Raw genomic sequence first — 25,953 nt, 5'->3', positions numbered from 1 at the left:
CGCGGCCGTTACCCAGGTGGCAGGCCAGGCAGGGGAGGGGGCGGGCGTCCAGGCCGGCGGCTTCCGCACCGCAGGAGGGTTGAGACTGATATCGAGTGTCCCAGGCGGGGCACGCCGATGTTGTGGACTGTCTGCCAGTGTGCGCTGTAGCAGCCACAGGTCCGGCCATGTCTTTCAACTTCGAGGAATCGCTCTAGGTTCGGTGGCCGTTTCCAGGGGACGCCATGGCAGAGGTGCTCGTCGTTGATGACAGCAAGGTGATGCGCGACATGGTGGTCGCGTGCCTGCGGCCCTATCCGGGCCTTACCTTCACGCATGCTTCCAGTGGCTTGGAGGCCATCGAGCGGTTGTCGCTCCAGCCGTATGACTTGTTGGTGTTGGACCTGAACATGCCGGACATCGGCGGCATCGAGGTGGTGGAGTTCGTGCGGGGGCAGGACCGGCTGCGCGAGCTGCCCATCATCATCGTCACCACGCGTGGTGATGATGCCTCGCGGACGCGGGTGTTGGCGGCGGGGGCCAGTCGCTTCATGACGAAGCCCTTCACACCGGACGCCATCTTGTCGGAGGCGCGTGGGCTGCTGGAGGGGGGGCGCGCTTGAGCGCGTCCGTGGACCTCGCGGACTTCCTTCCCGCCTATCTGGCGGAGACGGAGGAGTTGCTGGGGACGGGGCACCGTCAGTTGCTGGCCATGGAGGCCAGCATCCGGCGGGGGCAGCCGCACCCGCGCGCCGTGCGCGAGCTCTTCCGCGCCGTGCACACCATCAAGGGCCTGTCCGCCATGGTGGACGTGGAGCCCATCGTCGACATCGCTCATTGGATGGAGACGTGCCTGCGCCACGCCGACCGCGCCGGGGGGCGTCTACCCGAGGCCAGCGTGGAGCCGCTGATGGAGGGGCTGCGCGAAATCGAGCAGCGCGTCCGCCAGCTCGCCGCGGGCAAGCAGGCCGCGCCGGTGCCCCCGGGGCTGCTGGCGCGGCTGGAGGCGCTGGATGCCGAGAGCGCGCCGGGTGGGGGCGCCGCGCAGCCCGCGCCCGCCGCGCTGACGCTGGAGGAGGCCGTGGCCTCGCGGCTCTCCGCCGCGGAGCGGGAGCAGCTCGCCACGGGCGCCACCGGTGGCCGCCGCGCGGTGCGGCTGGACTTCATCCCTGGCGCGGACCGCGCCGCCCAGGGCGTCACCATCAACAGCGTGCGTGAGCGCGTGGCCCCGCTGGGCGAGACGGTGAAGGTGCTGCCCCTGTCGGGGTCCGCCGTGGGCGGCGGGGCGCTCACCTTCGTGCTGCTGCTGCTCACCGAGGCCTCGGACGCCGCGCTGCTGGAGGCCGCGGGGGGACCGCCCGCGTCGGTGCGCCCGCTGGCCGCCGAGGCCCCGCGGGCGCCGGCCCTGGCGCCCCTGCCCGAGTCGGCGCTGGCGGACGAGGAGCCCGAGGAAGCGCGGCGTGGCGGCGGCTCCCTGCGGGTGGACGTGTCCCGGCTGGACGAGGCGCTGGAGCGGCTGGCGGCGCTCGTCGTCAACCGTTCGCGGCTGACCCGCGCGGTGGCGGCGCTGACGGCGGCCGGCGCGCCCACGCGCGAGCTGCAGGCCATCCTCCAGGAGAACGCGCGCCAGCTCCGCGACATGCGCACGGCCATCCTCCGCCTGCGCATGGTGCGGGTGGGGGACGTGCTGGAGCGGCTGCCGCTGCTGGTGCGCGGCCTGCGCCGCAGCACGGGCAAGTCGGTGCGGCTGGAGCTGGACGTGGGCGACGCGGAGCTGGACAAGGCCGTGGCGGACCGGCTGCTGCCCGCGCTGGTGCACCTGGTGCGCAACGCGGTGGACCACGCGCTGGAGTCGCCGGAGGCGCGCCGCGCCGCGGGTAAGCCGGAAGAGGGCGTGCTGCGCGTGGCCAGCCATGGCTGGGCGGGGGGGCTCCTGGACCTCACCGTGGCGGATGACGGGCGCGGCGTGGATGCGCGGGCGGTGGCCGCGCGCGCGGGCGTGCCAGTGCCCGCGACGCCGGACGCGCTGCTGGAGGTGCTCTGCCGGCCCGGCTTCTCCACCCGGGATGCCGCCAACGCGACCAGCGGGCGGGGCATGGGCATGGACATCGTCCACCGCATCATCGTGGACCAGCTGGGCGGCGAGCTGGGGATGGAGACGCGGCCGGGCGCCGGCACCACCTTCCGGCTCCGCGTGCCGCTCACGATTACGCTGCTGGACGCGCTCGTCTTCGAATGCGCCGGGCTTCGCTACGCCGTGGCGGTGGGCTCCGTGGAGGAGCTCATCGAGGTGGACGCCGCGCGGCGGGTGTGGCCCGCGGGCGCGGGAGGCGTGGCCTTGCTGGAGCGCCGGGGGAGCTCGGTGCCGCTGCTGGGGCTGGCACGGCTGCTGGGGCGCGGGGAAGCGGACGGCCCCGGAGGCGGCTCGGTGGCCAAGGCGCTCCTCGTGCGTCAGCGCGGTGAGCTCGTCGCGTTCGGCGTGGACCGGCTGGTGGGGCAGCAGGAAATCGTCCTGCGTCCACTGGAGGACCCCTTGGTGCGCGTGCCCGGCGTGGTGGGCGCCACGGACCTGGGGGATGGGCAACCCACGCTGGTGCTGGACCTGGCCGCGCTCGGGCTGGCGCGAGGTGGCGGCGCGCCGCACCAGCGCAGGGCCTCCGCCCAGGAAGAGAGGCGCCTCGCGTGAGCGTGCTGCATGTTGTGTTCAAGGTGGATGGGGCCGAGTACGTGCTGCCCGCGGCGGACGTGCTCCAGATGGAGTCCTTCGCGGGGGCCACGCCCGTGCCGGGCGCCGCGCCGCACGTCGCCGGGTTGGTGCAGGTGCGCGGGCGCGTCATCCCGGTGGTGGACGCCCGCCTGCGCTTCGGCCTGCCGCCCGTGGAGCGCACGCTCGACTCCCGGGTGGTGGTGGCGCAGCTCGGCAGCCGGGTCGTGGGGCTGGTGGTGGACAGCGCCCGTGAGGTGCTGAAGCTGGACCTCCAGCAGCTCAAGCCGCCCCCTCCGCTGGTCGTGGAGGGAGCGCGCGGTTTCGTGAAGGCCGTGGCCCAGGTGGGGCCGCGCCTGGTGATGCTCATCGATTTTCCTCGGGTCATCGGGGAGGAGACGTTGGATGGCGACGGAGAGCGGTAGCGCAGGGGTGACGCTGGATGCGGCCCGTGCCCTGGCCGGGGAGGCGGTGCGCAGCGTCCAGGAGAGCACGGAGCTGGTGCTGGCGGTGGAGGGGCTGGCGACGCGGCTGGCGGCCGGCGGCAACGAGCAGGCCGCGGCCTCCGAGCAGGTGCGCGCCGCCATTGAGTCGGTGGCCGCGCACGTGGAGGAGACGGGGCAGTCCGTCCATGAGCTGGTGCGCTCGCAGCGAACGGTGAGCGACTCCGCGCGGGCCCACGTGCAGGACGCCGAGGCCACCGCGGGCACCCTCCAGGAAGTGAACGCCTCCGTGGCGGGCGTGCGCAAGGACGCCGCGCACCTGGCGGCCTCGGCGGACGCCACGGCCGGGGCGCTGGAGGAGGTGTCGCGCTCGGTGAAGGGCGTGAGCGCCAACGCGGAGGAGCTGGCCGCCTCCAGCGAGGAGCTGCTGGCCTCCATGACGGAGATGAACGCCACCGTGGCGGACCTGGTGGCGCGCAACCAGTCCAGCGCCGCCGCCACCGAACAGGTGGCCGCCACCGCCGAGGAGATGGCCAAGGGCATTGCCCGGCTGTCCACGGACTCGCAGGGCGTGGGCGAGCGCGTGGCGCAGGTGACGCAGGCGGTGACGGGAGTGGTCCGCACCCTGGGCGAGGCGTCTCGGGACGCCACGGCCATGGCCTCCAGCGTGGAGGATACGGCGGCCACGGTGGAGGAGCTGGCGCGCAGCGTGAAGGGCGTGGCGGAGAACGCCCGGACGCTGGAGACCCACTCCGCCAGCACCGCGTCCACCGTGGAGGAGGTGGCCGCCAGCGTGGAGGAGGTGGCCGCCACGGCGGAGAAGAACGCGGCGACGGTGGAGGCCAACGCGGCCACCATCGAGCAGCTCGCCCGCTCCGCGCAGGCGGTGGCGAAGGCCTCCGAGCAAATCAACACCCTGGCGGCTGGCAGCGCCGCCGCCTCCGCGCAGCTGGAGTCGTCCACGCGGCGGGTGGCGCAGATGATGGAGGAGGCGCGCGCCACCGCCGAGCGCGTGGGGACCACCGCGCGGGAGGGTGGCGCCACGGTGACGCGCTCCATCGCCGGCTTCGGCCGCATCCGCGAGTCCATTGTCGGGTCGGCCGGGGTGATGAAGGAGATGGGCCGGCGCGCCGAGGAGATTGGCGACATCGTGCAGACCATCAACCTCATCGCGGACCGCACGAATCTCTTGTCCCTCAACGCCAGCATCGAGGCGGCGCGCGCCGGTGAGCACGGCCGGGGCTTCGCGGTGGTGGCGGAGGAGATTCGCGCGCTGGCGGACCGCGCGGCGGCGGCCAGCGCGGACGTGGCGAAAATCGTCCGGGGCCTGCAGACGTCGGCGCGCGAGGCGGCCGCCGCTTCGGGCGAAGGCGTGCGGGCGGCGGATGAAGGCGCGGCGCTGGCCGGGGACGCCGAGCGCGCGCTGTCCACCATCCTCAAGGGCGTGGAGGACCTGGGGAACAACGTGCGCGAGGTGTCGCGCGCCTCCGGCGAACAGGTGCAGGCCACGCAGGCGCTGGTCCAGGGCACCGCGAAGGTGAGCGAGCAGGGGCGGGCCATCGCCTCATCCGCCGCGGAGCAGGCGCAGGCGTCCCAGTCGCTGGCGCAGGGCGGCGCGGAGATGCGGCGCATGGCGCGGCAGACGATGCAGGCCACCTCCGAGCAGGCGCGCGCGCTGCGCGAGGTGGTGCGCTCCAACGGCCAGCTCGCGGAGGCGACACAGAAGGTGTCGCGCGCCGTGCAGGAGCAGGCGCTGGCGGCGGCGGACCTGTCCAAGGGCACCTCCCAGATGCGCCAGCTCGTCCAGGGCGTGAGCGTGGCGGTGACCACCCAGAGCCGTGACGTGGCGGGGGTGGGCACCCTGGCCCAGGAGGCGGCGGCGGCCACCCAGCGCACCCTGGTGGGGCTGGCCGAGCAGGCCACGGCCGCCCAGGAGGTGACGCGGGCCATGGAGGAGACGCGCAAGCAGGTGGCCCAGTCCTCGCGCGGCATGACGGAGCAGGCCCGCGCCCTCAAGCAGGGTGAGACGGCCAGCCGCCAGGTGGCGAAGCTGGCCGCGTCGGTGACGCGGGCCGCCGAGGAGCAGTCGAAGGCGCTCAGCGGGCTGGTGCGGGAGGCGGACGAGGTGCGGCGCGTGGCGCGGCAGACGTCGCGCGCGCTGGACGAACAGACCGAGGCGCTCGGGGCGCTCACGGGCTCCGCCAGCCGCCAGGCCACGGGCGTGGCCGTGGTGGCGCGGGCCAGCGCGGAGGCCACGGCGGTGATGGAGGACCTGGCCAAGGGCGTGGAGGAGATTCGCGTCCGGGCCCGGGACATCACCACCGCCACCGAGCAGCAGTCGCGCACGACGGCCACCACCGCCGCGGAGGTGCGGGAGGTGGCGGGCCGGCTGGCCCACCTCACGCGGCTGCAAGGCGCGCAGTCGGAGAGCCTGGCGCGGCTGCAGGGCGCGCTGGGCGGTGTGAAGGACAACCCAGAGGCTGCGGCGTCCTCGTCGCGGGAGCAGCGGGCATGACGGCCGCATCCTCGACGTCAATGCATCCGCTGACGCTGTCGGCGGAGGACCGCTGCCAGGTGGATGAGGTGGAGCAGCTCGCCCGGCGCGGCGCCTCCAGCCTGGCGCTGCTGGTGGGCGGGCTGGATGCCCAGAGCTGGGCGGTGCGGCGCGCCGTGGTGGGCGCCCTGGCGAAGCTGGGGACGCCCGCGGTGGCGTCGCTGCGCGACGTGCTGGTCCACCGCCGCGACAGCGAGGCGCGCGTGGCCGCGACGGTGGAGGCCCTGGTGGCGTCCTCCGGAGACGTGGAGGGCGTGCTGGAGCCGCTGGGCGAGGACGCCAACCCCGCCGTCGTCTGTGACGTGGCCCAGGTGCTGGGCCGGCGCCGCAGCCGGCGCTCGGTGCCGCTGCTGTCCCGGCTCACCGTGCACGCGGATGACAACGTGGCGGTGGCGGCCATCGAAGCGCTGGGCCGCGTGGGCGGCGGCGCGGCGGTGGACGCGCTGCTGGCGGCGCTGGGCAGCGGGAACTTCTTCCGCATCTTCCCCGCCATCGACGTGCTGGGCCGGTGCGGGGACCCCGTCGTGGTGCCCGCGCTGCTGGGCCTGCTCGCGGACCCCTTCTACACCCTGGAGGTGGCGCGCGCGCTGGGGCGCACGGGCCAGGAGGCCGCGGTGCCCTCGCTGGTGGGGCTGCTGCGCCGGGGCAATGACTCGGCGGTGCGCGCGGCGGCCGTGGCGCTGGTGGACATCCACGAGGCCCAGGTGCAGCGCTTCGGGGGTTCGCGCACCGTGCAGGCCGCGATGCGGGGCCCGGAGTCGGCCGTGCTGGGGCGGCGGCTGTCGCAGGGCGTGACGAGCGCGGACACGACGGAGAAGACGGCCCTGTCGCGCCTGCTGGGCTGGGTGGGCGGGCTGGACGCCGCGTCCGGGCTGCTGAGGCTCCTGGACGGGCCGGACCCGTCCGTGGCGCGCGCGGCGGCCAGCGCGCTGTCGGAGCTGGGCGCGGACGCGGACGCCCAGATTCTCCAGGCGCTGCGCGAGGGCGACAGCGCCCGGCGCCGCGTGCTGCTGCCGCTGGTGGGCCGCAGGACCGCGGCGGTGCCGGACGTCATGTCGTGTCTGGAAGACCGGGACGCGTCGGTGCGCGCGCTGGCGGCTGACACGCTGTCCCGCATTGGCAGCCCGGCCGCGGTGCCGGCCCTGTTCGAGCGGCTGGTGGACGAGGACCTGCGCGTGGTGCAGGCCGCGGTGGGCGCCATCCAGTCGCTGGGGAGCGACGCCACGGAGAAGCTGGCGCTGCAGGCGGCCCATTCACCCGACTCGCGTCTGCGTCGCGCGGCGCTGCGCATCATCTCCTACTTCGGTTATTCGAAGGGGCTGGACGTGCTGCTCCAGGCCATGAGGGACCCGGACGAGCGCCTGCGCGACGCGGCCATCTACGGCCTGCCCTTCATTGATGACCCGCGCGCGGTGGACGCGCTGCTGACGGCCGCCGACCATGAGTCGGAGCGCACGCGCGCGGCGGCGATGCGCGCGCTGGGGCAGACGGAGAAGGAGGCGCGCATCACCTCCACGCTGCTGCGGGGGCTCAATGACCGCGACCCGTGGGTGCGCTACTACGCGTGCCAGGCGCTGGGAAAGCTGAACGAGGAGGCCGCCGCGGACGCCATCGTCGCGCTGGCGGACGACGCCGCGGGCCAGGTGCGCGTGGCGGTGGTGGACGCGCTGGCGCACATGCACACGGAGAGCGCGATGACGGCGCTCCAGCGCGCGGCGGCCAGCGCGGACGCGGACGTGCGGCGCGCCGCCCTGCTGGGGCTGGGCGTGGGCCGGCGGCCGGACGCGCTGCCCGTGCTGCTGGAGGCGGCGAGGTCGGAGGACGCCGCCACCCGGCTGGTCGCGCTGTCCGCGGTGGCGGAGTACGAAGCACCGGAGACGCTGCCCGCGCTGCTGCACGCCGCGGGTGACGGCGACGACAGCGTGCGCAGCGCCGCGGTGGGCTTCATCGCCACGCGCCCCGGCGTGCCCGCCACGCAGGCCCTGGTGTCGCTGCTGGGGGACATGACGCTGCGCGAGCGGGTGGTGAGCGCGCTGGCGCTGCCCCTGGAGGGGCGGTTGCCGGGGCTGCTGGCCGCGCTGGAGGCGGCGGACGAGCTCACCGCGCCGCTGCTGGTGGCGGCGCTGGCCCGCATGCGCCGCTCGGACGCGCAAGCCGCGCTCGTGCAGTTGCTGGGCTCCGCCAGTCCCGCGGGCCGGCGCGCCGCGGTGCCGGCGGTGGCGGCGCTGGGGACGTTGGAGGCCCGGGAGGCGCTGGAGCGCGCCTCCACGCAGGACGAGGACCCCGAGGTCCGCCGGGCCTGCCGGCTGGTGCTGAGCCGCTGACGCCGCCGCCATGTTCTCACTGCCCATGTCTCCCCAGGTGTTCGCCATCCTGGCCGCGCTCATCGAGCAGCGCGCCGGGCTGCACTACGGCCCCGAGGACCGGGAGCTGCTCGCCGACAAGGTGTCCTCGCGCGCGCTGGACGCGGGCTTCGACTCGCTGCTCGACTACTACTACTACCTCCGCTACGACCCGGCGGGCTCCGAGGCGCTGGACGCGCTGGTGGACTCGCTGCTGGTCCACGAGACGTACTTCTTCCGGGAGGCCCTGCCGCTGCGGGTGCTGGCCGAGGACCTGCTGGTGCCCGCCGTGCGCGCCGGACGGCGGCCCCGGGTGTGGAGCGCGGCCTGCTCCACCGGAGAGGAGCCCCTCACGCTGGCGATGATGCTCGCGGAGCTGGGCGTGTTCGACGGGGTGGAGCTGGTGGCCAGCGACCTGAGTGCCCGCGCGCTGGAGCGGGCCCGCACCGGGGAGCACAACCTGCGCTCCCTGCGCGCGCTGCCTCCGGGCGTGGAGGGCCGGTGGCTGGAGACGCGCGAGGGGCGCCCGCGCGTGCGGCCGGAGTTGGTGGACGCGGTGGACTGGCGGCGCGTCAACCTGATGGATGCCGACGCGGTGGCGCGATTGGGCGCCTTCGACGCCATCCTCTGCCGCAACGTCCTCATCTACTTCCAGGACGACACCGCGCGCAGCGTGGTGGAGTCCCTGACGCGCGCGCTCGCTCCGGGGGGACACCTGCTGGTGGGGACCTCCGAATCCCTGATGCGCTTCGGCACCGCGCTCGCCTGCGAGGAGCGGCGCGGCGCCTTCTTCTATACCAAGGCCAGGCCATGACGGCGGTGTCTCCCATTCGCGTGCTGGTGGTGGATGACTCCGCCTTCGCCCGCAAGGTGCTGCGGCAGGTGCTCTCCAGCGCGGAGGGCCTGGACGTGGTGGGCGTCGCGCGCGACGGCCTGGACGCGCTGGAGAAGGTGGCCGAGCTCTCTCCAGACGTGCTCACGCTGGACCTGGTGATGCCGGGCCTGGACGGGCTGGGCGTGCTGCGCGCGCTCACCTCCAATGCCGCCGCGCCCCGCGTGGTGGTGGTGAGCAGCGCGGGCGAGGAGAGCGAGCTGGCGGTGGCCGCGCTCCAGGCCGGCGCGGTGGAGCTGGTGAACAAGCCCACCGCGCTCGCCACCGAGCGGCTGTATGAGCTGGGCGGCGAGCTGGTGGCGAAGGTCCGCACGGCCGCGGGCGCGGTGGCGCGCGCGCCGCGGGAGCCGGCACCATCGCCTGTGTCCGCCTCCGCGCCGGTGGCTCGCGCGGCCGCGAAGAGCCTGGTCGTGGTGGGCACCTCCACCGGCGGGCCGCAGGCGCTCACCCGGCTGCTGTCCGAGCTGCCCGTGGACTTCCCCGCGCCGCTGGCGCTCGCGCTCCACATCCCCACGGGCTACACGGAGGCGGTGGCCCGGCGCCTGGACGCGCACTGCGCGCTGGAGGTGCTGGAGGCGGTGGATGGGCTGGAGCTGCGGCCCGGCCGCGTGGTGCTGGCGCGCTCCGGGCAGCACCTCAAGCTGGAGCGCCATGGACCGGTGACGCTCGCGCGGTTGGACATGCAGCCGCTGCGCACGCCGCACCACCCCAGCGTGGACGTCCTCTTCGACAGCGCCGCGCGGAGCTGGGGCTCGGACGTGGTGGGCCTGGTGCTCACCGGCATGGGCGACGACGGCGTCGCGGGCGCCCGGGCCATCCGCGAGGCCGGAGGCACCGTCCTCACGGAGAGCGAGTCCTCCTGTGTGGTTTACGGCATGCCACGCGCCGTGAAGGAGGCCGGGCTGTCGACCGCCAGCGCTCCGCTGGAGGGAATGTTGGCGTTGCTGCGGCGCCACGTGCGCTGAAGTCCACCTGTGTTCGAATCCAGGGAGGAGTGGATGGCAGTGGAGCGCCGGCTGGGTCAGGATGGCCGGCATGCTCCGTTACGCCGCTGACCGCCGGACGATGTTGTGGTGTCTGGCCATGCCCGTGGTGGCCCTGTCGATGTACGTGGCGCCCGGATGGATTCCCTATCTCTGCCCACTGGCGTGCTACCTGGCGCTGTCGGCGGGCGTCATCGCGCACAACCACAACCACTGTCCCACCTTCCGCAACCGGAAGCTGAACGAGGCCATGGGCATGTGGTTGTCGCTCTTCTACGGGTACCCCACCTTCGTCTGGATTCCGACGCACAACCTCAACCACCACAAGTTCGTGAACAAGGCGGGCGACGCCACCATTACCTGGCGCTACTCGAAGAAGCACAACTTCCTGGTGGCCTTCCTCTTCCCCTTCGTCTCCACGTACTGGCAGCAGGAGCCGACGAAGGCGTTCATCGACAAGGCGCGCGAGCGCAACCGCCCGCTGTACCGCCAGATTCTCACCCAGTACGCCGTCTGGGGCGGCACGCACGTGGCGCTGCTGGGGCTGGCCATGGCGCTGCACGGCGTGGCCGGCGGCGCGCGCATCTGGGCATTCGCCTTCCTGGTGCCCGCGCTCTTCTCGCTGTGGACCATCATGTTCTTCAACTACATCCAGCACGTCCACACGGACCCCTGGAGCGAGTACGACCACAGCCGCAGCTTCACCGGCCGGCTCATCAACTTCTTCCTCTTCAACAACGGCCTCCACACCGTGCACCATGAGACGCCGGGCCTGCACTGGAGCCTGCTGCCCGAAGCCCACGCGAAAATCGAAGCCGGCATCTCACCGGCCCTCAAGCCGGTGAGCTTCTTCGGCTGGTGCTTCCGCTCGTACGTGGTGGCGCCCTTCCTGCCCCGCTTCGGCACGGCGCAGGTGGGACGCGCGCCCTACGAGCCTCCTGAGGGTGTCGCGCTGGACGTGCGCTTCGGGGACGACCTGCAGGCCGTCGACTCGGGCGTCAACGTCGCCCGCGTCTGACGCCGCTTCGTGCCGCCGCGGCCACCGCCCGGGGCCCCGGGCGGTGGCCTCTGTCCTTTATTCCCCATCTGTCTTCGGAATCTGACCCAGGGGGATTTTCGTCGAGTGGCCGTTTCTCATACTTCGAAGTCGTAGGGTGAGAAGCGCGGTGGGGCGGGCCGGGGGGGATGAAGACCAGGGAGGCTCCGCATGATGACGGCTCCAGGACGCGTGTGTCCTTCACCAGGGCGGGTGGAAGCAACGCCGCGGGTGCTGTGTGTGGGGGCCACGAGCGAATCCTGGTTGGCGCTGTCACGGGCCCTGCGTCCGTTGCGCTGCGTGTCCTCGCAGGTGCCTTCCCTGGAGTCCGCCTTCCTGGAGGTGCGGCAGACGCGGCCTTCCCTGGTGCTGGTGCACTGGCGGCAGCTGGTGGCCGGCGCGGGGATGGGCCTGCGCGCGCTGAAGCTGCGCCTGGGGGTGGACGGTCCGCCGGTGGTGCTGGTGGCGGAGCCGGAGACGCCCGCCGAGGTGCTCGAGGTGGGCGACGCGGAGGGCGTCGAGGACTGCCTGCTGTCGCCCCTGCGCACGCACGAGCTGCGCGCGCGGTTGGCGCTGCTGGCGGGTGAGGGCGTCCCGGCCGCGCAGGTGCGTGCGTCCCGGGCGCGTTCGCGCCTGCTGCTGCTGGCCGGCGCCAGTGGCCCCCTGGCGTGGAGCGGGCTGGGCGCGCTGCTGGAGGCGTGTGGCCATCGCATCCTCTACAGCGCCACCGTGGGCGGCGGCGCCGCGCGGGTGGCCGAACACGGCGAGCGGCCCGACCTGATGTTGTCGCGGGAGGGCGCGCCAGGCACGCCGTGGGGCCTGTCCTCCTCGCGGATACAGCCGCTGCTGGCCGGGGTGCCGTCGCTCACGCTGGACGCGGCCGCGCCGGTGCGTCCGGCCCCGTTGCTGTCCCGTATCCACGCGCTGCTGGGACGAGAGGACGTCTCGCTGCGCGCCGAGGCGCGGGTGCGCTTCTGCTGTCCGGTGTCCTTCGGCGAGGCGGGGCCGCGCGGCGCGGAGTGGCGCTCCGGGGTGTCCAGCGCGCTGAGCCCTGGCGGCCTCCTGGTGCGCACGCTGGTGCCGGCGAAGGCGGGAACGGCGGTGGAGCTGCACATCCTGCTGCCCACCCTGGGTGAGCGCCTGGAGACGCACGGCGTGGTGGCCTGGGCCCACGCCTACGCGCCTCGTGGCGGCGTGTCCCACCCCTATGGCATGGGGGTGCGCTTCCTCGGCATGGGCCCACCGCGCCTCATGCAGTTGCGCCAGCTGTGCCAGGCGGAGGCGCGCCCGTGACAGCGCCAGGCGCACCGAAGCGCAAGAAGGTCCTGCTGGTGGATGACTCGGACACCGTCCTGCTGCTCCAGCGGATGTTGCTGGCGGAGCTGGGCCACGACGCCATCATCGCGCGGGATGGGCTGGAGGCGCTGGCGCGCGCGGAGCAGGAGCGGCCGGACCTGGTCTTCCTCGACGTGCTGATGCCGCACCTGGACGGACTGGAGACGTGCCGGGTGCTGCGCGGCCGGGAGCCGACGCGGCGCACGCCCATCATCCTCTGCAGCGCCAGCGCCGAGGCGCGCAGCGTGCGCGCGTGCTTCAACAGCGGCTGCAACGACTTCGTGGCCAAGCCCTTCGACGGGGCCGCGCTGGTGGCCCTGCTGCGGCGCTACCTGGATTAGTCGCGCGGACCGCCGGTGGGCGGCATGGGCGGCCGGGCCGGCATGGAGCGGCGCGGCAGCGTCACGGTGAAGGTGGTGCCTTCCAGCTCGTCGGAGTGGACCTCGATGGTGCCGCCGTGCGCCTGGATGATTTCCCGGACGATGAAGAGCCCCAGCCCATAGCTCATCTTCAGCGTGCGCGAGCTCTGCGGGCCGCCGCGGAAGGGCTCGAAGAGGTGGGGCAGCAGGTGGTCCGGAATGGGGCGGCCGGCGTTGTGCACCTCCAGCACCACCTGGGTGTGCAGCCCGCGCGCCGTCAGCCGCACCGGCGTCTCCGGCGGGCTGTACTTGAGCGCGTTCTCCACCAGGTTGGACGTCACCTGCGCCAGCCGGTCCGGGTCCCAGACGCCCTGGGTGTTGCCCTTGTGGTCCACCTCGACGGTGCGCTGGGGGAAGGCCACGCCGAACTCGTGGGCGACCTTGGCCGCCAGGTCCTTCAGGTCCGCCGGCCGGGGCTCGATGGCCACGCCGCCCATCAGCCGCGTGCGCGTGAAGTCCAGCAGCAGCCGGGTGAGCCGTTCGATGCGCACCGCCGCGGTGGCGATGCGCTGGCTGGTGCGCTGCGCGTCCTCGTCGGTGCCGCCCGTGGCGAGCACGCGCGACCAGTTCATGATGGCGCCCAGCGGGCTGCGGATGTCATGGGTGACGATGCCCATGAGCTGCTCCTGGAACTCGGAGTGCCGCCTTGCTTCCTCCTCCGCCCACTTGCGCTGGGTGATGTCGCGGCTGATGCCGAACAGGCCGAACACCTTGCCCTCGGCGTCACGCAGCACGCCCTTGGTGGACAGCCACACGCGCGGCCCTTCCACGCCCGGCTGCGCGTCCTCGTAGGTGACGGTGCGGCCGAAGGCGAACACCTCGCGGTCGTTCGCCGCGTTGGTGCGCGCCACCGCCGGGTCGAACAGCTCGAGGTCCGTGCGCCCCACCACGTCCTCGGAGCGGTAGCCCACGGCCTTCGCGCCCGCCGCGTTCATCATCGTGAAGCGGCCGTCCAGGTCCTTCGTGTAGACGGCGTCCGTGGTGCCTTCCAGGATGGCGCGGAACACCTCGCCGTTGCGGCGCAGCGCCTCGCGCGCCTGGCGCTCCTCGGTGATGTCACGGCAGTGCACCAGCAGGCCGCCCTCCACCGGGCGCACGCGCACGTCGAGGCACGTCTCCGCTTCCGGCCAGGCGTGCTCGTAGCGGACGGAGGGCTGCTCGGCCACGGGCCGCTCGAAGCGCAGGTGACGGCTCAGCTCCAGCAGCTCCGGGCACACCCGGCGCACGTCGTCCCGCAACCGCGCCGCGCCGCCGAGCAGCCGGACCATGTCTGGATTCACGTACGCCAGACACCACCGCGCATCGAGCAGGAAGAAGGCGTCCGGGAGCGCCTCCAGCAGCGTCTGTAGCAGCTCGGGGGAGGGGGCCTCGGCGGACGGCTCGGCCAGAGGACGCTGGCGCTTCTTGGCGGGGGTGGGGGGCATGCCTCTTCGGTTTCGGCGGTGGGGAGGGAACCATACCCCGCTCCCCGCCCCGCGCGATGCCAGGCGGGCATCGGCTCACCGTGCGTCGCACCCGTTGCCTGGAAGGAGGGCGACCGCCGCCTCCGGGGTGCACCCGTGACAGAGGAATGCGACCCGGGTGGATGCAGCGCGGGGTGAAACAAGAATTTCAGGAAGTCACTTTCGAGGGAGGGTGGAGAAAGTCAGGCACGCGGTGGCTCACGCGCTCCTGTCGGAGTGCTCCGCTTCGTCCTTTTCGAAGAGGCTCTCCAGCTCCTTGCGGGCCTTGTCGGCCAACTCCACGAGCTTTTGCTCGTCGCGGTGGAACCGGGCCGTCTCGCGCAGGAGGCGCTCGTCGTGTTCCAGCATCCGCTCCCGGGCGCGCCGGCTCTCTGAATACGTGAGGCCCAGCTCCTGGAGCACCTCGGTGCCCAGCTCCAGGCTGTCCAGGAACGTCTCACGCATCACCCGCTCGATGCCCAGGTCCAGCAACTGGTAGGCATGCACGCGGTTGCGCGCGCGGGCGAACAGCGTGAGGTGAGGGAAGTGTTGGCGCACCGCGCGCGCGGTGCGCAGCGACGCTTCGACGTCGTCGATGGCGAGCACGAACACCTTCGCCTTGTCCGCGCGGGCCGCGCGCAGCAGGTCCAGACGGGAGGCGTCCCCGTAGAAGACCTGGCTGCCAAAGCGCTTCATGAAGTCAATCTGCTCCGGGCTGGCGTCAATGGCGGTGAAGCCGATGCGCTTGGCGCGCAGCAGGCGGCCCACCACCTGCCCCACGCGGCCGAAGCCGGCGATGATGACGGGGTTGTCCTCGGTGGGCGCCACGTCGTACTCGCGCCCCGCGGACTTCGGCGCGAGGCGCGGGCGCACCCAGCGCTCGTGCAGGATGTACAGCACCGGCGTGGTGGCCATGGACAGGCCCACCACCACCACGAGCAGCTCCGACAGCGAGCGCTCCATGACGTGCTGGGCGGTGGCGAGCGAGAAGAGCACGAAGGCGAACTCACCGCCCTGGGAGATGACGACAGCCAGGTCGAGCGCCGGCTCGCGCTGCCCCAGGGCCATCCGCCCCAACCCGTAGAGCACCGCGCCCTTGAGGGCCACCAGCCCCAGCACCAGCCCGAAGACGAGCAGCGGCTTCTGGAGGATGAGGCTCAGATTCACCGACATGCCCACGCTGATGAAGAACAGGCCCATCAGCAGCCCCTTGAAGGGCGCCAGGTCCGCTTCCAGCTCGTGGCGGTACTCGGAGTCCGCCAGCAGCACGCCGGCGAGGAAGGCCCCCAGCGCCATGGACAGGCCCACCGCGTTGACGAGCGACGCGGTGCCCACCACCAGCAGCAGCGCGGTGGCGGTGAACAGCTCCTGGCTGTGGGTGGCCGCCACGGCGCGGAACACCGGGCGCACCAGGTAGCGGCCGCCCAGCACCACCGCCACCAGCACGCCCACGTCCTTGAGGAGGACGCGCCACACCGGGTCCGGGGAGGGCGCGCCGCCGTCACCCAGCAGCGGCACCACGGCCAGCAGCGGCACCACGGCCAGGTCCTGGAAGAGGAGGACGCCGAAGGCCAGCTGGCCATACGGCGTGGTGAGCCGGTTGCGCTCGGCCAGCAACTGCAGCGCGAAGGCGGTGGAGGACAGCGACAGGCCGAAGCCCGTGACGATGGCCGCGCCCCGCGTCAGGCCACACAGCAGGCCCACGCCGGCGAGCAGCGCGCCGGTGAGCAGCACCTGCGCGCCGCCCAGGCCAAAGACGGAGCGGCGCAGCGCCCACAGCCGGCTGGGCTGCAGCTCCAGGCCAATGACGAACAGCAGCAGCACCACGCCCAGCTCCGCCACGTGGAAGATGTGCTCCACGTCGCTGATGAGCTTCAGCCCCCAGGGGCCAATGGCCGCGCCCGCGGCCAGGTAGCCCAGCACGGAGCCCAGCCCGAGCCGCCGCGAGAGAGGAACCGCCAACACCGCCGCCGCGAGGAACACGAGCGCCTGCTGCAGGAAGGCCATGCGGCTTCCTTGCATGGACGTCCAGGTGGGGGCAATCCGGCGCGGCGCCCCGCGGGCTCAGGCGTCCGTGGCCCCGCGCGCGAGCGGCGGTTGTGCCGGGAGCGGCGCCGAGCCGCCCGTGGAGGGCAGGGTGAAGGTGAACACGCTGCCTTCGCCCAGGGTGCTCTCCGCCTGGATGCCACCGCCGTGGGCTTCGACGAGCCCCTTGGCGATGGCCAGGCCCAGTCCGGTGCCGCGGCTGGCCGCGTCGCGGGCCTGCCAGTAGCGGTCGAAGATGTGGGGCAGCGCGTCCGGGGCGATGCCGGAGCCGGTGTCGCGCACGTAGACGGACACCTCGCCGCCGCGCTGCCGCGCACCCAGGGTCAGGTGGCCCCCGCCGGTGGTGAACTTCACCGCGTTGCCCAGCAGGTTGCCCAGCACCTGGAGCACCCGCACCTTGTCGCAGCGCACGCGCACGTCCGCGGCGGGGAGCTCCACGGACAGGTGCAGGCCCTTGGCCTCCGCCAGCGGACGGACGGAGTCCAGCGCCTCGGTGAGCAGCCCCGCCACGCCGTGCTCGCCCCACTCCAGCGGCAGCCCGCCCGCCTCCAGCCGGCCCCAGTCGAGCAAGTCGGAGATGAGGCGGGACATGCGCTCGGTGGCGTCCTGGATGCGGGTGGCCTGCTTGGCCACGCTTTCGCCGCCCGGCTTCGCCCCCGCGCCGCGCAGCAGCAGCGCCGCGCCCAGTTGCACGACGCCCAGCGGGTTCTTCAAGTCGTGCGACACCACGGCCAGCAAATCCTCCCGGGCTCGCGCCGCGCGCCGGGACTCCCCCACCAGCCGCGCGTTGTCGATGGCGAGGCTGGCGCGCAGGCACAAGTCCTCCGCCAGCGCCAGGTCGTCCGGGCCATAGCGGCGCCCGGAGCCCGACGACACGAAGGTGACGGCGCCCAGCGTGTGGCCGCGCGCGCGCAGGGGCACAATCATGTACGAGCGCGCCTGGAGCAGCCGCAGCAGCGCGGGGTGCGCGGGCTCCGCGACGGCGGCGCGCAGCAGCGAGTCCGTCACCGCCGGCACCAGCTCCGGCTCCCCGGTGCGCAGCACGCGCAAGAGGCCCACGGGAGCGTCGTCCCGCAGCTCGATGCGGGTGGGCAGCGCGCCCGCGCGCTCCTGCTGCGTCGGGTCCAGGCAGGCCGCCGCCACGCGCGTCACCCAGGGGCCCTGCTCCAGCGCGTCCACCAGGCACCAGTCCGCCACGTCCGGCACCGCCAGGTGCGCCAGCAGCGTGTACATGCCCTGCGGGTCCGGCGGGTGGGTGAAGAGCGTCGTCATGGCCTGGTAGAGGAAGGAGCGGCGGCGCTCGGCCTGCTCCACCTCCGCCCGCGCGGCCAGCTCCAGCTCCATGGCGCGGGAGAACACGGCCTCCGCGTCGGTGAGGGGGCGCGCCGTCACCAGCACGCAGCACGGCTCGCCATCCTCCGAGGGCAGCGGACTGAGCACCAGCGCGTGACGCCGGAGGCCCGTCTGCGTGGCCCAGGGCGCCTCCAGCTCGCAGGTGTCCTGGATGCGCATCACCCGCGCGCGCGCCGTCTCCAGCCGCGCCAGCTCCTCGGGTGGGAAACCCAGCTCACCCCAATGCCGGCCCTCCAACTCCTGGGGAAGCCGGCCCACCGTCTTCGCGCCCGCCTGGCTGCACACCAGCACCCGGCCCGTGGCGTCCAGGACGTACGACGGGTCGGGGAGCGCGGAGAAGACGGTGGCGAGGGATGCGGGGAGTCGAGCTGCCATGAGAGAGAACTGGCTGGGGAGGTGCCCCCATCATGACACCGCCCGGACGCGGAGCCATCCCGACTCCAGGCGATTCCTGCAGATGTTCCAGAATCCAATATTGTGGCGCGTGTAACTCAGACTCCCGGAGTACCCCGGAGCGCCAGGGAGAGCCTGCTCGCCAGGTCGGGCAGGGCGACGACTTCGTGGGCCAGGTTGGCGCCCACCACCACGCCAGGCATGCCGTAGACGACGGAGGACTGCTCGTCCTGGGCCAGGATGTGGCCTCCGGCGCCGTGGAGCTCGCGCACGCCTTCCAGGCCGTCCTGGCCCATGCCGGTGAGGATGACGGCGAGCGACGCGGACCCATAGGCGCGGGCCACCGAGCGGAACATCCACGTCGCGGACGGCCGGAAGCCATTCACCGGCGCGGCCCGGGAGACCTCCGCCCGGCCTTCGCCCCGCACGCCCAGGTGGCGATCATCCGGCGCCAGATAGACATGCCCGGGGAGCAGGGGCTCGCCATCCTCCGCCACCTTCACGGACAAGGGGCCCGCGGTGCGCAGCCACTGCGCCAGGCCCTCGCTGAAGCCAATGGCGATGTGCTGCACCACCAGCAGCGGCACGGGGAAGGTGGCGGGCAGCTCTGACAGCAGGCGGTAGAGCGCCGCCGGGCCGCCCGTGGAGGCGGCCAGGGCCACCACGCCGGGGCGCGTGGGCGACACGGGCGGCGCGGGCATGGTGGGTACGGGCGTGGGCGCGGCGGCGCGGTCCGGCCAGCGGCGCACCACCTTCACCTCGGCCATGGCCTTGAGGGTGTCGCGCAGGCGGCGGCTGTCCGCGTCGAAGTCCAGGGACTCCGGCCCCAGGGGCTTCTGGAGCACCGCGAGCGCGCCCGCGCGCAGCGCGGCCATGGAGGTCTGGATGTCGCGCTCCACCAGGGTGGACACCACCACCACCGGCGTGGGCACCTCCGTCATGATGCGGCGGGTGGCCTCCAGGCCGTCCATCCTCGGCATCTGGATGTCCATGGTCACCAGGCTGGGACGCAGGCGCTGGGCCAACTCCACCGCCTCCACACCGTCCTTGGCCTCGCCCACCACCGTCAGGGCGGGGTCGGCGCGGACGATTTCCACCAGCAGGCGTCGGGCGGTGGGCGAGTCCTCGGCCACCAGAATGCGCAACGGGTCGTCGTTCTTCATAGCAGTCGTCTCAGCGTCTCCAACAGGCTCGTCGGGTCGAACGCGCTCTTCACCAGATAGGCACTGGCGCCGGCTTGCAGGCCGCGCGCCTTGTCCTCCGGCCTGCCTCGGGCGGTGACGAGCACCACTGGCAACCGGGAGAAGCGCGGCGAGCCCCGCACCGCCTCGGTGAGGGTGAAGCCGTCCATGCGCGGCATCTCCACGTCCAGCACCAGGGCGTCCGCGCCGCCCGCCTGGAGCCGCTCCCAGGCGTCCGCGCCGTCCACGCAGGCCACCACTTCATAGCCCGCGCTCTCCAGGATGCTCTGCTCCAGCGCGCGCGTGGTGGGCGAGTCGTCCGCCAGCACCACCCGCCGCCGCGTCCGCTGGGCGGCGGGGGCGGGGAAGAGCGAGGCCGCCGCGAGGCCACCCGCCGCGCGGACCAGGGACAGGGGGTTGAGCAGGAGCGACAGCCGTCCGTCCGGCAGCACCGCCGCCGCGGACACGTGCCGGGCCCGGCGCACGCGGTGGCCCAGGGAGCGCACCAGCGCCTCCTGTTCGGCGAGCACCTCGTCCACCACCACCACGGCGCGCGCGCTGCCCGCGGCCAGCACCACCGCGCCCCGGCGCGCGCGCGGCGGGCCGGGCGGCAGGCCCAGCACCTCCGCCAACGAAGCCAACGGCACCAGCGCGTCACCCGAGGCCCAGGCGGGGCGGCCCTCCACGTCGCGCACCTCGTCGGGCGACAGGCGCACCAGCCGCGCCACGCTCTCACTGGCCAGCGCCAGCGTCTGCCCGCCCGCCGACACCAGCAGCACCCGCAGCGTGCTCAGCGTGAGGGGCACGTCCAGGATGAAGCAACTGCCCAGGCCCGGCCGGGTCGTCACCTCCACGCCGCCGCGCAGCCCCTCCACGTGCATGCGCACCACGTCCAGCCCCACGCCGCGGCCGGCCACCTGCGTCACCTGCGCCGCGGTGGACAGGCCGGCCAGGAACACCAGCCGCGCGGCCTCCTCGTCGCTTTCGGGCACGCGCAGGCCCCGGGCGCGCGCCTGCCCCCTCAGCGCGTCCAGGTCCAGGCCGCGCCCGTCGTCATCCACCGTCACCTCGACGCGGCTGCCCTTGATGCGCGCGGTGAGGATGAGGCGCCCTTCGGCGGGCTTGCCCAGCCGCTGGCGCTCCTCGGGGCTCTCCAGTCCGTGGGCCACCGCGTTGCGCACCAGGTGCAGCAGCGGCTCTCGCAGGCCCTGCAGCAGGGAGCGGTCCAGCTCCAGCGCGCCGCCCTGAATCTCCAGCCGCACCTTCCGGCCCAGGCTGCGCGCCACGTCGCGCGCGGCGCGCTCCAGGCCCTCGCAGCCTTCCTCGAAGGACAGGGTGCGGGCGCGGCGGACCTCGTCGTCCAGCCCCGTGGCCACGCCACCCAGCGCCCGGCGGTCCGCGGCCAGCTCCAGCGTCACCCGCGTCAGCTCCGTCTCCGCGCGCAGCAACGCCTGTTCGCCGGGCGTGCCGAGCACCGCCTCGCGGGCCTGCGCCAGCGCCTCGCGCACCGAATCCAGCGCGTCCGCGCGGCCCTCCAGCCGGAGCGTCGCCACGCGCAGCTCACCGCTGCGTGCCAGCAAGGCGTCCAGCTTCTGCGCGGAGACGCGCACGGGCAGCGCTTCGGCCCCGGGGGCGGCACCGCCGCCCGGGGGCGGCTCCACGCTGGCCGGGGCGGCCCTGGGTGACGGCACCGCGTTCTCCAGCCTGGGCGGAGGCGCTGGAGGCGGCGCGCCGCGCGTGGGGGCGTGCGCGCCGGCCCGGCGTCCGGCGGCGCGCTCCAGTTGGGGCAGCAGCGTCTCCAGGGGGGAGCCCGCCAGGTCCTCCCGCGCGGCCAGGCGCCGGCCCGCGTCGTCGAGCGCGTCCACGGTGGTGAAGCACAGCTCGTACACGTCGGGCATGCCGGCGCCCGCGTCACGCACCTGCTCCAGCAGCTCCTCCAAGCGGTGGCAGGCCGTCTCCACCAGCGTGGCGCTGGCCGCGCGCGCCGCGCCCTTCACGCTGTGCAGCGTGCGCAGCAGGGACGCCACGAGCCCCGCCATGCGCGCGGGCGCTGTCTCGCGCTCCAGGGCCAGCAGCTCGCGGTTGAGCGAGACGACGTGCCCCTCGAGCTCCTCGAGGAACGTGGCCAGCAGCGCCTGGGCCAACCGGTCGCGGTCCATCAGCGCCCGTACTCTCCCAGCAGCCCCTTGAGCTTCTGGCCCATGCCATTGAGGTCCTGCATGGCGCGCTCGGTCTGCCGCGACGAGATGAGGGCCTGCTGCGTGGCCTGGTTCACGTCATGCATGGCCTGGCGAATCTGGCCGATGCCGGTGGCCTGCTGGTTGGCGGAGGCGGCAATCTGCGCCGCCGTCAGCGAGGCCTGGGCCAGCAGGTCCGACAGCGTCTGGATGTTGGAGCCCGCCTCGGACACCACGCGGGTGGCGGTGGCCACGCTCTTGGTGCCTTCCTCGGTGGTCATCACCGCGCCGTGGGTGGCCTTCTGAATCTGGCCCAGAATCTGGCGCACCTGGCCGGTGGCCTTCTTGGACTGGTCCGCCAGGGCCTTCACCTCGGAGGCCACCACCGCGAAGCCGCGGCCGTGCTCGCCGGCGCGGCTGGCTTCGATGGAGGCGTTGAGCGCCAGCATGTGCGTCTGCTCGGAGATGTCGTTGACGGTGGTGATGATGTCGCCAATGGCCTGGGCCTGCTCGGCCAGGGCGAGGATGCGCGAGGCGATGGACTCCACCTGCTCCCGCACCGCGCCCATGGCGCCCACGGCCTCCTCCACGGCGCGGCGGCCGCTGCGGCCCACGTCCTCGGCGTGGCGGGCGGAGTCGCTCACCGCGCGGGCGCGGCCCGCGGCCTCCTCGGACGTCTTGGTGATTTCCTCGATGGTGCTCACCGTCTCCGTCACCGCGCTGCCCTGCTCCTGGGCGCCGGCCACCTGCTCGGTGGTGCTGGAGAGGATTTCCGCGCTGGCGCCGGCGAGCTGGTTGACGAACTCCGCCACGGTGCGGAGCGTGTGCTCGCGCTGCTCGGACTCCTTCTCCAACTGGACCTCGTTCTGCTGGCGCTTCTCCGCCATGTCGTTGAACGCGCGCGCCAGCTGGGCCGTCTCGTCCTGGCCCTTCACGTCGATGCGGTGCTCCAGCTTCCCGCGCCCCAGTTGCTCGGCGCCCACCATGAGCGCGCGCAGCGGCGTGGTGATGCCGCGGGTGATGAGGTAGCTGCCGCCGCCGACGATGAGCACGCCCAGCAGCGTGCCGATGCCCAGCACCCAGAGGATGCGCTGGGCCATGTCCCGGGCCGCGGTGGCGTGCTGGTCCCAGCGCTCCTGCTCCGCAATCAGCATCTCGGCGATGACCTGCTTGACCTGGAGCATGACCGCCCGGCCCTGGCCGGCCTGGACGAACTTCGCTCCGGCGTCCAGTCCCTCCTCGCGGCGCAGGCGGACGCCTTCCTCCAACTGGTTCAGCCGCTGGGTGACGATGGGCTCCAGCCGGTTCAGGCGCGTCCGCTGGGCGGCGTGGTCCGCCATGGCGTCGCGCAGGCGGGCCAGGTCTTCCTGGAGCGCCGCCGTCGCCTCCTGGTAGGGCCCCAGGTAGGCCTCGTCCCCCGTGAGGATGAAGCCGCGCTGGCCGGACTCGGCGTCCATCAGCAGCGCGCGGACCTCGCGGATGACGCGGAAGTTCTCATGGGCCATCAGCAGGCCCGCGGTGCTCGTCGTGAGCTGGTTGGCGCCCTGGAAGGACACCCCCGCCACGATGAGCAACATCAGCAGCGACAGTCCGAAGCCGAACGCGATGCGGTTCCCGATGCTCATACTGCTCCTTCGCCGGACAAATCGAACATGAGGCGACTGTCACCCAGGAGCGCCTCTCCCTCCAGTACCAGGCTGCCGTCCCTGTCGGCCGCGGACACGAGGTGCCCGGCCGTGTCGCTCAAGGAGATGGGCGGCGCCAGCAGCTCGCTGCCCACCAGCATGGTGACCTCCTCCACTTCCTCGGTGCGCACGCCCAGCTCCGCCCGCCCCACGCCCAGCACCAGCAGCGGGCCCGCGGCGTCCGAAGGCGCGCGTCCGAAGAGCGGCGCCAGCTCCACCACGGGCAGCACCTCGCCATGCATCAGGGTGAGGCCGCGCAGCACGGGGGGCGCGCCTGGCAGCGTCACCAGCTCCGGCGCGCGCACCACCTCCAGCACGAAGCGGGACTCCAGGGCGTAGCGCTGGCCGGCGGCCTTGAAGCGGACCACCTCGCGCAGGGTGCCGGGGTCGACCTGGGGACGGGGCTCGCGCGAGAGCGCCCGGGCGCGCTTCTCCAGCAGCGCCGTGGCCTCCTCGGGCGACAAGGCGCCCTGCTCCTTCTCCAGGTCGGCCAGCCGCGCCAGCCGCGCGCGTGTGGCGTCCCAGTCGATGTTGCCGGAACCCGGCATCAGCTCAGCTCCTCACCGGCAGCCAGGGCTGCCTGCATGCGTGACCGCTCTCCACGCGCCACCTCCGCCAGCCTGCTGGCGCTCTCGCCGTCCGCGTGGGGGACGGGCGCGTCTGGAGGCAGGGCGTGGCACAACTGCTCCGCTTCGCGCCAGGCCTTCATGGCGCCAGACGGGTCGCGGTGCCTGCGTAGCACGCGCCCGAGGATGAGCCACGCCACGATGAGTGTGGGCTCCAGATACAGCGCCTGCCGGACAGCGCGCTCGGCGTCCGCTGTGCGTCCCTGTCCCAGCAGCAGCAGGGCTTCCAGGTAGCGCAGTCCTGGCACCAACGGGTGCCGGGCGGCGGCTTCGGCGCAGGCGTAGACGGCGGCGGCGGCGTCCAGGTTCGCCAGCGCGCGAACCGCCAAAGCGGCGGTGTCCGCGTCGGAGTCCAGCGCGCCCAGTTGCTGGGCCGCCTCGCGCCAGTGGCCCCGCGCCAGGGCCTGCCGGGCCGCGTGCAGGGCCGTCGCGCTGGGGGCGTGCGCCGGCTTCCCGGGGGCACGGGTGCTCGGCGTGGCTTCTTGCGCGGACTGGGATGGGCCCGCCCCGGGGGTGAGGGCCCCGCCCGCACGGCCGCCGTCCGCTCCGGGGGCGTTCCACGCGGGCGCCGGCCTCCCGGCGGTGGCGCTGGACGGTGGGGCCGCCGTCCCGGCACTGGAGCCGCCAGCGGTGCCCGGCGAAGCGCTGCCCGTCGCCGTCCCGTCGCCGGAGCCGCCCGGAGGGGGGGGCAGGGACGTGGCGCCCGTCGCGGCACCGGGCACGCCGGCGGAAGACGGGCCCCAGGCGGGCGCGGCCGTCGAGGCGGTGGCTGTCGGCGGCTCGGTCCACGCGGCTGGGACGGGCAGGGAGAGGGTGGCCCCGGGCAGGGGCCGGCGGTACAGCACGCCCCACTCGGTGAGGACGGACTCCAGCGGCGCCAGTCCACCGAGCGGCGGGTCCGACGGGCCGGTGTAGAGGTAGCCGCCCTCATCCAGCGCGTCATGGAGCCGGCGCGCGACAGCTTCGATGGTGGGCCGGTTGAAGTAGATGAGGACGTTGCGGCAGAAGATGACGTCCAGCTTCCAGATGCCGCTGTCCGCGGACGGCCAGGTGTCGAGCGCGAGGTTGAGGTAGCTGAAGCGCACGCGCTTCTGCACTTCCGGGGACAGGATGTACTGGCGTCCGTCGGCGCGCAGGTGGGCGCGCATCCGGTCCGCCCAGCCGCCACGCAGGGACCAGTCGCTGTAGTGGGCCTTCCGGGCCCGGGCGAGCGCGCCGCGCGACACGTCCGTGGCGTACACGGTCATGCGCGCATCCCAGCCTTCGCCCAGCAGCAGCGCGGCGATGGAATAGGGCTCCTCGCCCGACGAGCACGCGGCGCTCCACAGCCGCGCGGTGTGGTCCGGGCCATGGCGCTCGCGCAGCTCCGGGAGCACGACGCTCAGCAGGTGCTCGAAGTGCTCGGGCGTGCGGAAGAAGTACGTCTCCCCGACGGTGAGCTCGATGAGCAGGTCATCCAGCGCGGCCGGCTCTTCCGTGAGCCGCACGCGGTAGGCGTCGAAGTCCTTCAGCCCGGCTCGCTCCATGGCGCGAGCGATGCTTTCCTCGGCGGACGCGGGGCAACTGGGCGGCACCAGCCCGGCGCGCTCCTCCACCAGCGCGAGCACCTCCGCATAACCCGGGTGGCTCCAGGGGCCCCAATTCACGCGGGCTCCGACTCCTGCGGCGCCGCCAGGGCGGCATCCAGCTCCAGGGCCTCGGCTTCGGACAGGAAGGTGCGCAGGTCGTGGACCAGGACGAGCCCGTCCTTCAGCTTCACGGCGCCCGCCACATAGCCCACGCCCGGAAGCTGGCGCGGCGTGGCGTCCCACTCCTCCGGCGTGAGGACGCGCAGGCCCTCGGCCCGGTCCACGCGCAGCACGACGCTGCGGGCGCCCGCGGAGGCCACGATGAAGTGGTCCATGGGGGACAGCGCGCGGGGCGGGTGACGGAAGCGCAGGCGCAGGTCCAGCACCGGCAACAGCTCTCCCCGAAGGTCCAGCAGGCCCTCCACGACGGCGGGCGCGCGGGGCAGGGGCGTCAGGCGCGCGGCGCGTACGAGCTCACACACGTCAGGTGCGGGCAGTCCGTAGCGCTGGCCGTTCAGGGTGAACAGCAGCACCTCCGTGGGTGCGTGGGTCATGTCCTGGGACATAAGACGTGGACGTGGCCACTGTCGAACACTGATGTCGGCTCCCGGTCACGGTGTCCACCAGTCCTCAGTGGGGACAGGGGGGCGGGCCCATGCTTCGGGGGGGACAGGACACGCTCCCGCTGCGCCCCGGCCTGGACGGCGGCTCCTGGAGGCGGGCAGGGGGACGGGGGAGCGGTCGTTCACTCCACCAGGAGGCGGCCGGGAGACGGCGCTCAGAGGGGCCACGGCG

General features: G+C 73.6%; 19 protein-coding genes. 10 read left to right on the top strand and 9 right to left on the bottom strand.

Going from position 1 to position 25,953, the window contains the following annotated elements:
• Positions 1-224: 224 nt before the first annotated feature.
• From KGD87_RS23960 to KGD87_RS23915, 10 genes are all read left to right on the top strand, one after another.
• Positions 225-602 (top strand): response regulator, encoded by a 378-nt coding sequence (locus KGD87_RS23960; protein ID WP_284662842.1) that lies wholly within the window; start codon positions 225-227, stop codon positions 600-602.
• Entirely contained in the window at positions 599-2,665 is a 2,067-nt protein-coding gene (locus KGD87_RS23955) for a chemotaxis protein CheA (RefSeq protein WP_284662841.1), read from the top strand. The genes KGD87_RS23960 and KGD87_RS23955 overlap by 4 nt, the downstream gene beginning before the upstream one ends.
• A complete protein-coding gene (locus KGD87_RS23950) occupies positions 2,662-3,108 on the top strand; it encodes a chemotaxis protein CheW (protein WP_163785952.1) in 447 nt (148 codons plus the stop codon). Before KGD87_RS23955 ends, KGD87_RS23950 begins: the two co-directional genes overlap by 4 nt.
• The gene (locus KGD87_RS23945; RefSeq protein ID WP_284662840.1) at positions 3,089-5,641 is read left to right on the top strand and encodes a methyl-accepting chemotaxis protein; all 2,553 of its coding nucleotides are present in this window, start codon (positions 3,089-3,091) and stop codon (positions 5,639-5,641) included. Before KGD87_RS23950 ends, KGD87_RS23945 begins: the two co-directional genes overlap by 20 nt.
• Positions 5,638-8,004, top strand: coding sequence for a HEAT repeat domain-containing protein (locus tag KGD87_RS23940; protein WP_284662839.1), 2,367 nt, complete (start codon positions 5,638-5,640; stop codon positions 8,002-8,004). The genes KGD87_RS23945 and KGD87_RS23940 overlap by 4 nt, the downstream gene beginning before the upstream one ends.
• 10 nt (positions 8,005-8,014) lie before the next feature.
• Complete coding sequence (locus KGD87_RS23935) at positions 8,015-8,836, top strand: CheR family methyltransferase (protein WP_284662838.1); 822 nt, start codon at positions 8,015-8,017, stop codon at positions 8,834-8,836.
• Entirely contained in the window at positions 8,833-9,879 is a 1,047-nt protein-coding gene (gene cheB / locus KGD87_RS23930) for a chemotaxis-specific protein-glutamate methyltransferase CheB (protein WP_284662837.1), read from the top strand. Before KGD87_RS23935 ends, cheB (KGD87_RS23930) begins: the two co-directional genes overlap by 4 nt.
• A gap of 61 nt (positions 9,880-9,940) precedes the next feature.
• Positions 9,941-10,915: a fatty acid desaturase family protein gene (locus KGD87_RS23925; protein WP_284662836.1), complete on the top strand. Its 975-nt coding sequence runs from the start codon at positions 9,941-9,943 to the stop codon at positions 10,913-10,915.
• Positions 10,916-11,197: 282 nt separating this feature from the next.
• A complete protein-coding gene (locus KGD87_RS23920; protein ID WP_284662835.1) occupies positions 11,198-12,226 on the top strand; it encodes a PilZ domain-containing protein in 1,029 nt (342 codons plus the stop codon).
• Positions 12,223-12,609, top strand: coding sequence for a response regulator (locus KGD87_RS23915; protein ID WP_284662834.1), 387 nt, complete (start codon positions 12,223-12,225; stop codon positions 12,607-12,609). Before KGD87_RS23920 ends, KGD87_RS23915 begins: the two co-directional genes overlap by 4 nt.
• Here the strand turns inward: KGD87_RS23915 and KGD87_RS23910 are convergent.
• The 9 genes from KGD87_RS23910 to KGD87_RS23870 form a co-directional block, all read right to left on the bottom strand.
• Positions 12,606-14,111 carry a PAS domain-containing sensor histidine kinase gene (locus tag KGD87_RS23910; RefSeq protein WP_284662832.1) on the bottom strand — a complete coding sequence of 502 codons (1,506 nt, stop codon included), beginning with the start codon at positions 14,109-14,111 and terminating at the stop codon, positions 12,606-12,608. The genes KGD87_RS23915 and KGD87_RS23910 overlap by 4 nt on opposite strands.
• A 237-nt stretch (positions 14,112-14,348) precedes the next feature.
• The gene (locus tag KGD87_RS23905) at positions 14,349-16,136 is read right to left on the bottom strand and encodes a monovalent cation:proton antiporter-2 (CPA2) family protein (RefSeq protein ID WP_284662830.1); all 1,788 of its coding nucleotides are present in this window, start codon (positions 16,134-16,136) and stop codon (positions 14,349-14,351) included.
• 57 nt (positions 16,137-16,193) lie between these two features.
• A complete protein-coding gene (locus KGD87_RS23900; protein ID WP_284662829.1) occupies positions 16,194-17,903 on the bottom strand; it encodes an ATP-binding protein in 1,710 nt (569 codons plus the stop codon).
• A 116-nt stretch (positions 17,904-18,019) separates the two neighbouring features.
• Entirely contained in the window at positions 18,020-19,084 is a 1,065-nt protein-coding gene (gene cheB / locus KGD87_RS23895) for a chemotaxis-specific protein-glutamate methyltransferase CheB (protein ID WP_284662828.1), read from the bottom strand.
• A complete protein-coding gene (locus tag KGD87_RS23890; RefSeq protein WP_284662827.1) occupies positions 19,081-21,261 on the bottom strand; it encodes a hybrid sensor histidine kinase/response regulator in 2,181 nt (726 codons plus the stop codon). Before KGD87_RS23890 ends, cheB (KGD87_RS23895) begins: the two co-directional genes overlap by 4 nt.
• Positions 21,261-22,904, bottom strand: coding sequence for a methyl-accepting chemotaxis protein (locus KGD87_RS23885; RefSeq protein ID WP_284662825.1), 1,644 nt, complete (start codon positions 22,902-22,904; stop codon positions 21,261-21,263). Before KGD87_RS23885 ends, KGD87_RS23890 begins: the two co-directional genes overlap by 1 nt.
• Positions 22,901-23,512 (bottom strand): chemotaxis protein CheW, encoded by a 612-nt coding sequence (locus KGD87_RS23880; protein ID WP_284662823.1) that lies wholly within the window; start codon positions 23,510-23,512, stop codon positions 22,901-22,903. The genes KGD87_RS23885 and KGD87_RS23880 overlap by 4 nt, the downstream gene beginning before the upstream one ends.
• Complete coding sequence (locus KGD87_RS23875) at positions 23,512-25,236, bottom strand: CheR family methyltransferase (RefSeq protein WP_284662822.1); 1,725 nt, start codon at positions 25,234-25,236, stop codon at positions 23,512-23,514. The genes KGD87_RS23880 and KGD87_RS23875 overlap by 1 nt, the downstream gene beginning before the upstream one ends.
• A complete protein-coding gene (locus tag KGD87_RS23870) occupies positions 25,233-25,712 on the bottom strand; it encodes a chemotaxis protein CheW (protein ID WP_284662821.1) in 480 nt (159 codons plus the stop codon). The genes KGD87_RS23875 and KGD87_RS23870 overlap by 4 nt, the downstream gene beginning before the upstream one ends.
• Positions 25,713-25,953 lie beyond the last annotated feature (241 nt).

The organism is Myxococcus sp. SDU36 (assembly GCF_030168875.1).
In the GTDB taxonomy this organism is placed as follows: Bacteria; Myxococcota; Myxococcia; order Myxococcales; family Myxococcaceae; genus Myxococcus; species Myxococcus vastator.
This window is presented reverse-complemented; position numbering and strand designations above follow the sequence as displayed.

Excerpts from the sequence above, each read along its gene's own strand:
- KGD87_RS23960 (WP_284662842.1), top strand. The coding sequence starts at position 225 with ATGGCAGAGGTGCTCGTCGTTGATGACAGCAAGGTGATGCGCGACATG.
- KGD87_RS23945 (WP_284662840.1), top strand. The coding sequence starts at position 3,089 with ATGGCGACGGAGAGCGGTAGCGCAGGGGTGACGCTGGATGCGGCCCGT.
- KGD87_RS23940 (WP_284662839.1), top strand. The coding sequence starts at position 5,638 with ATGACGGCCGCATCCTCGACGTCAATGCATCCGCTGACGCTGTCGGCG.
- KGD87_RS23935 (WP_284662838.1), top strand. The coding sequence starts at position 8,015 with ATGTTCTCACTGCCCATGTCTCCCCAGGTGTTCGCCATCCTGGCCGCG.
- cheB (WP_284662837.1), top strand. The coding sequence starts at position 8,833 with ATGACGGCGGTGTCTCCCATTCGCGTGCTGGTGGTGGATGACTCCGCC.
- KGD87_RS23925 (WP_284662836.1), top strand. The coding sequence starts at position 9,941 with ATGGCCGGCATGCTCCGTTACGCCGCTGACCGCCGGACGATGTTGTGG.
- KGD87_RS23910 (WP_284662832.1), bottom strand. The coding sequence starts at position 14,111 with ATGCCCCCCACCCCCGCCAAGAAGCGCCAGCGTCCTCTGGCCGAGCCG.
- KGD87_RS23905 (WP_284662830.1), bottom strand. The coding sequence starts at position 16,136 with ATGGCCTTCCTGCAGCAGGCGCTCGTGTTCCTCGCGGCGGCGGTGTTG.
- KGD87_RS23900 (WP_284662829.1), bottom strand. The coding sequence starts at position 17,903 with ATGGCAGCTCGACTCCCCGCATCCCTCGCCACCGTCTTCTCCGCGCTC.
- cheB (WP_284662828.1), bottom strand. The coding sequence starts at position 19,084 with ATGAAGAACGACGACCCGTTGCGCATTCTGGTGGCCGAGGACTCGCCC.
- KGD87_RS23890 (WP_284662827.1), bottom strand. The coding sequence starts at position 21,261 with ATGGACCGCGACCGGTTGGCCCAGGCGCTGCTGGCCACGTTCCTCGAG.
- KGD87_RS23885 (WP_284662825.1), bottom strand. The coding sequence starts at position 22,904 with ATGAGCATCGGGAACCGCATCGCGTTCGGCTTCGGACTGTCGCTGCTG.
- KGD87_RS23880 (WP_284662823.1), bottom strand. The coding sequence starts at position 23,512 with ATGCCGGGTTCCGGCAACATCGACTGGGACGCCACACGCGCGCGGCTG.
- KGD87_RS23870 (WP_284662821.1), bottom strand. The coding sequence starts at position 25,712 with ATGACCCACGCACCCACGGAGGTGCTGCTGTTCACCCTGAACGGCCAG.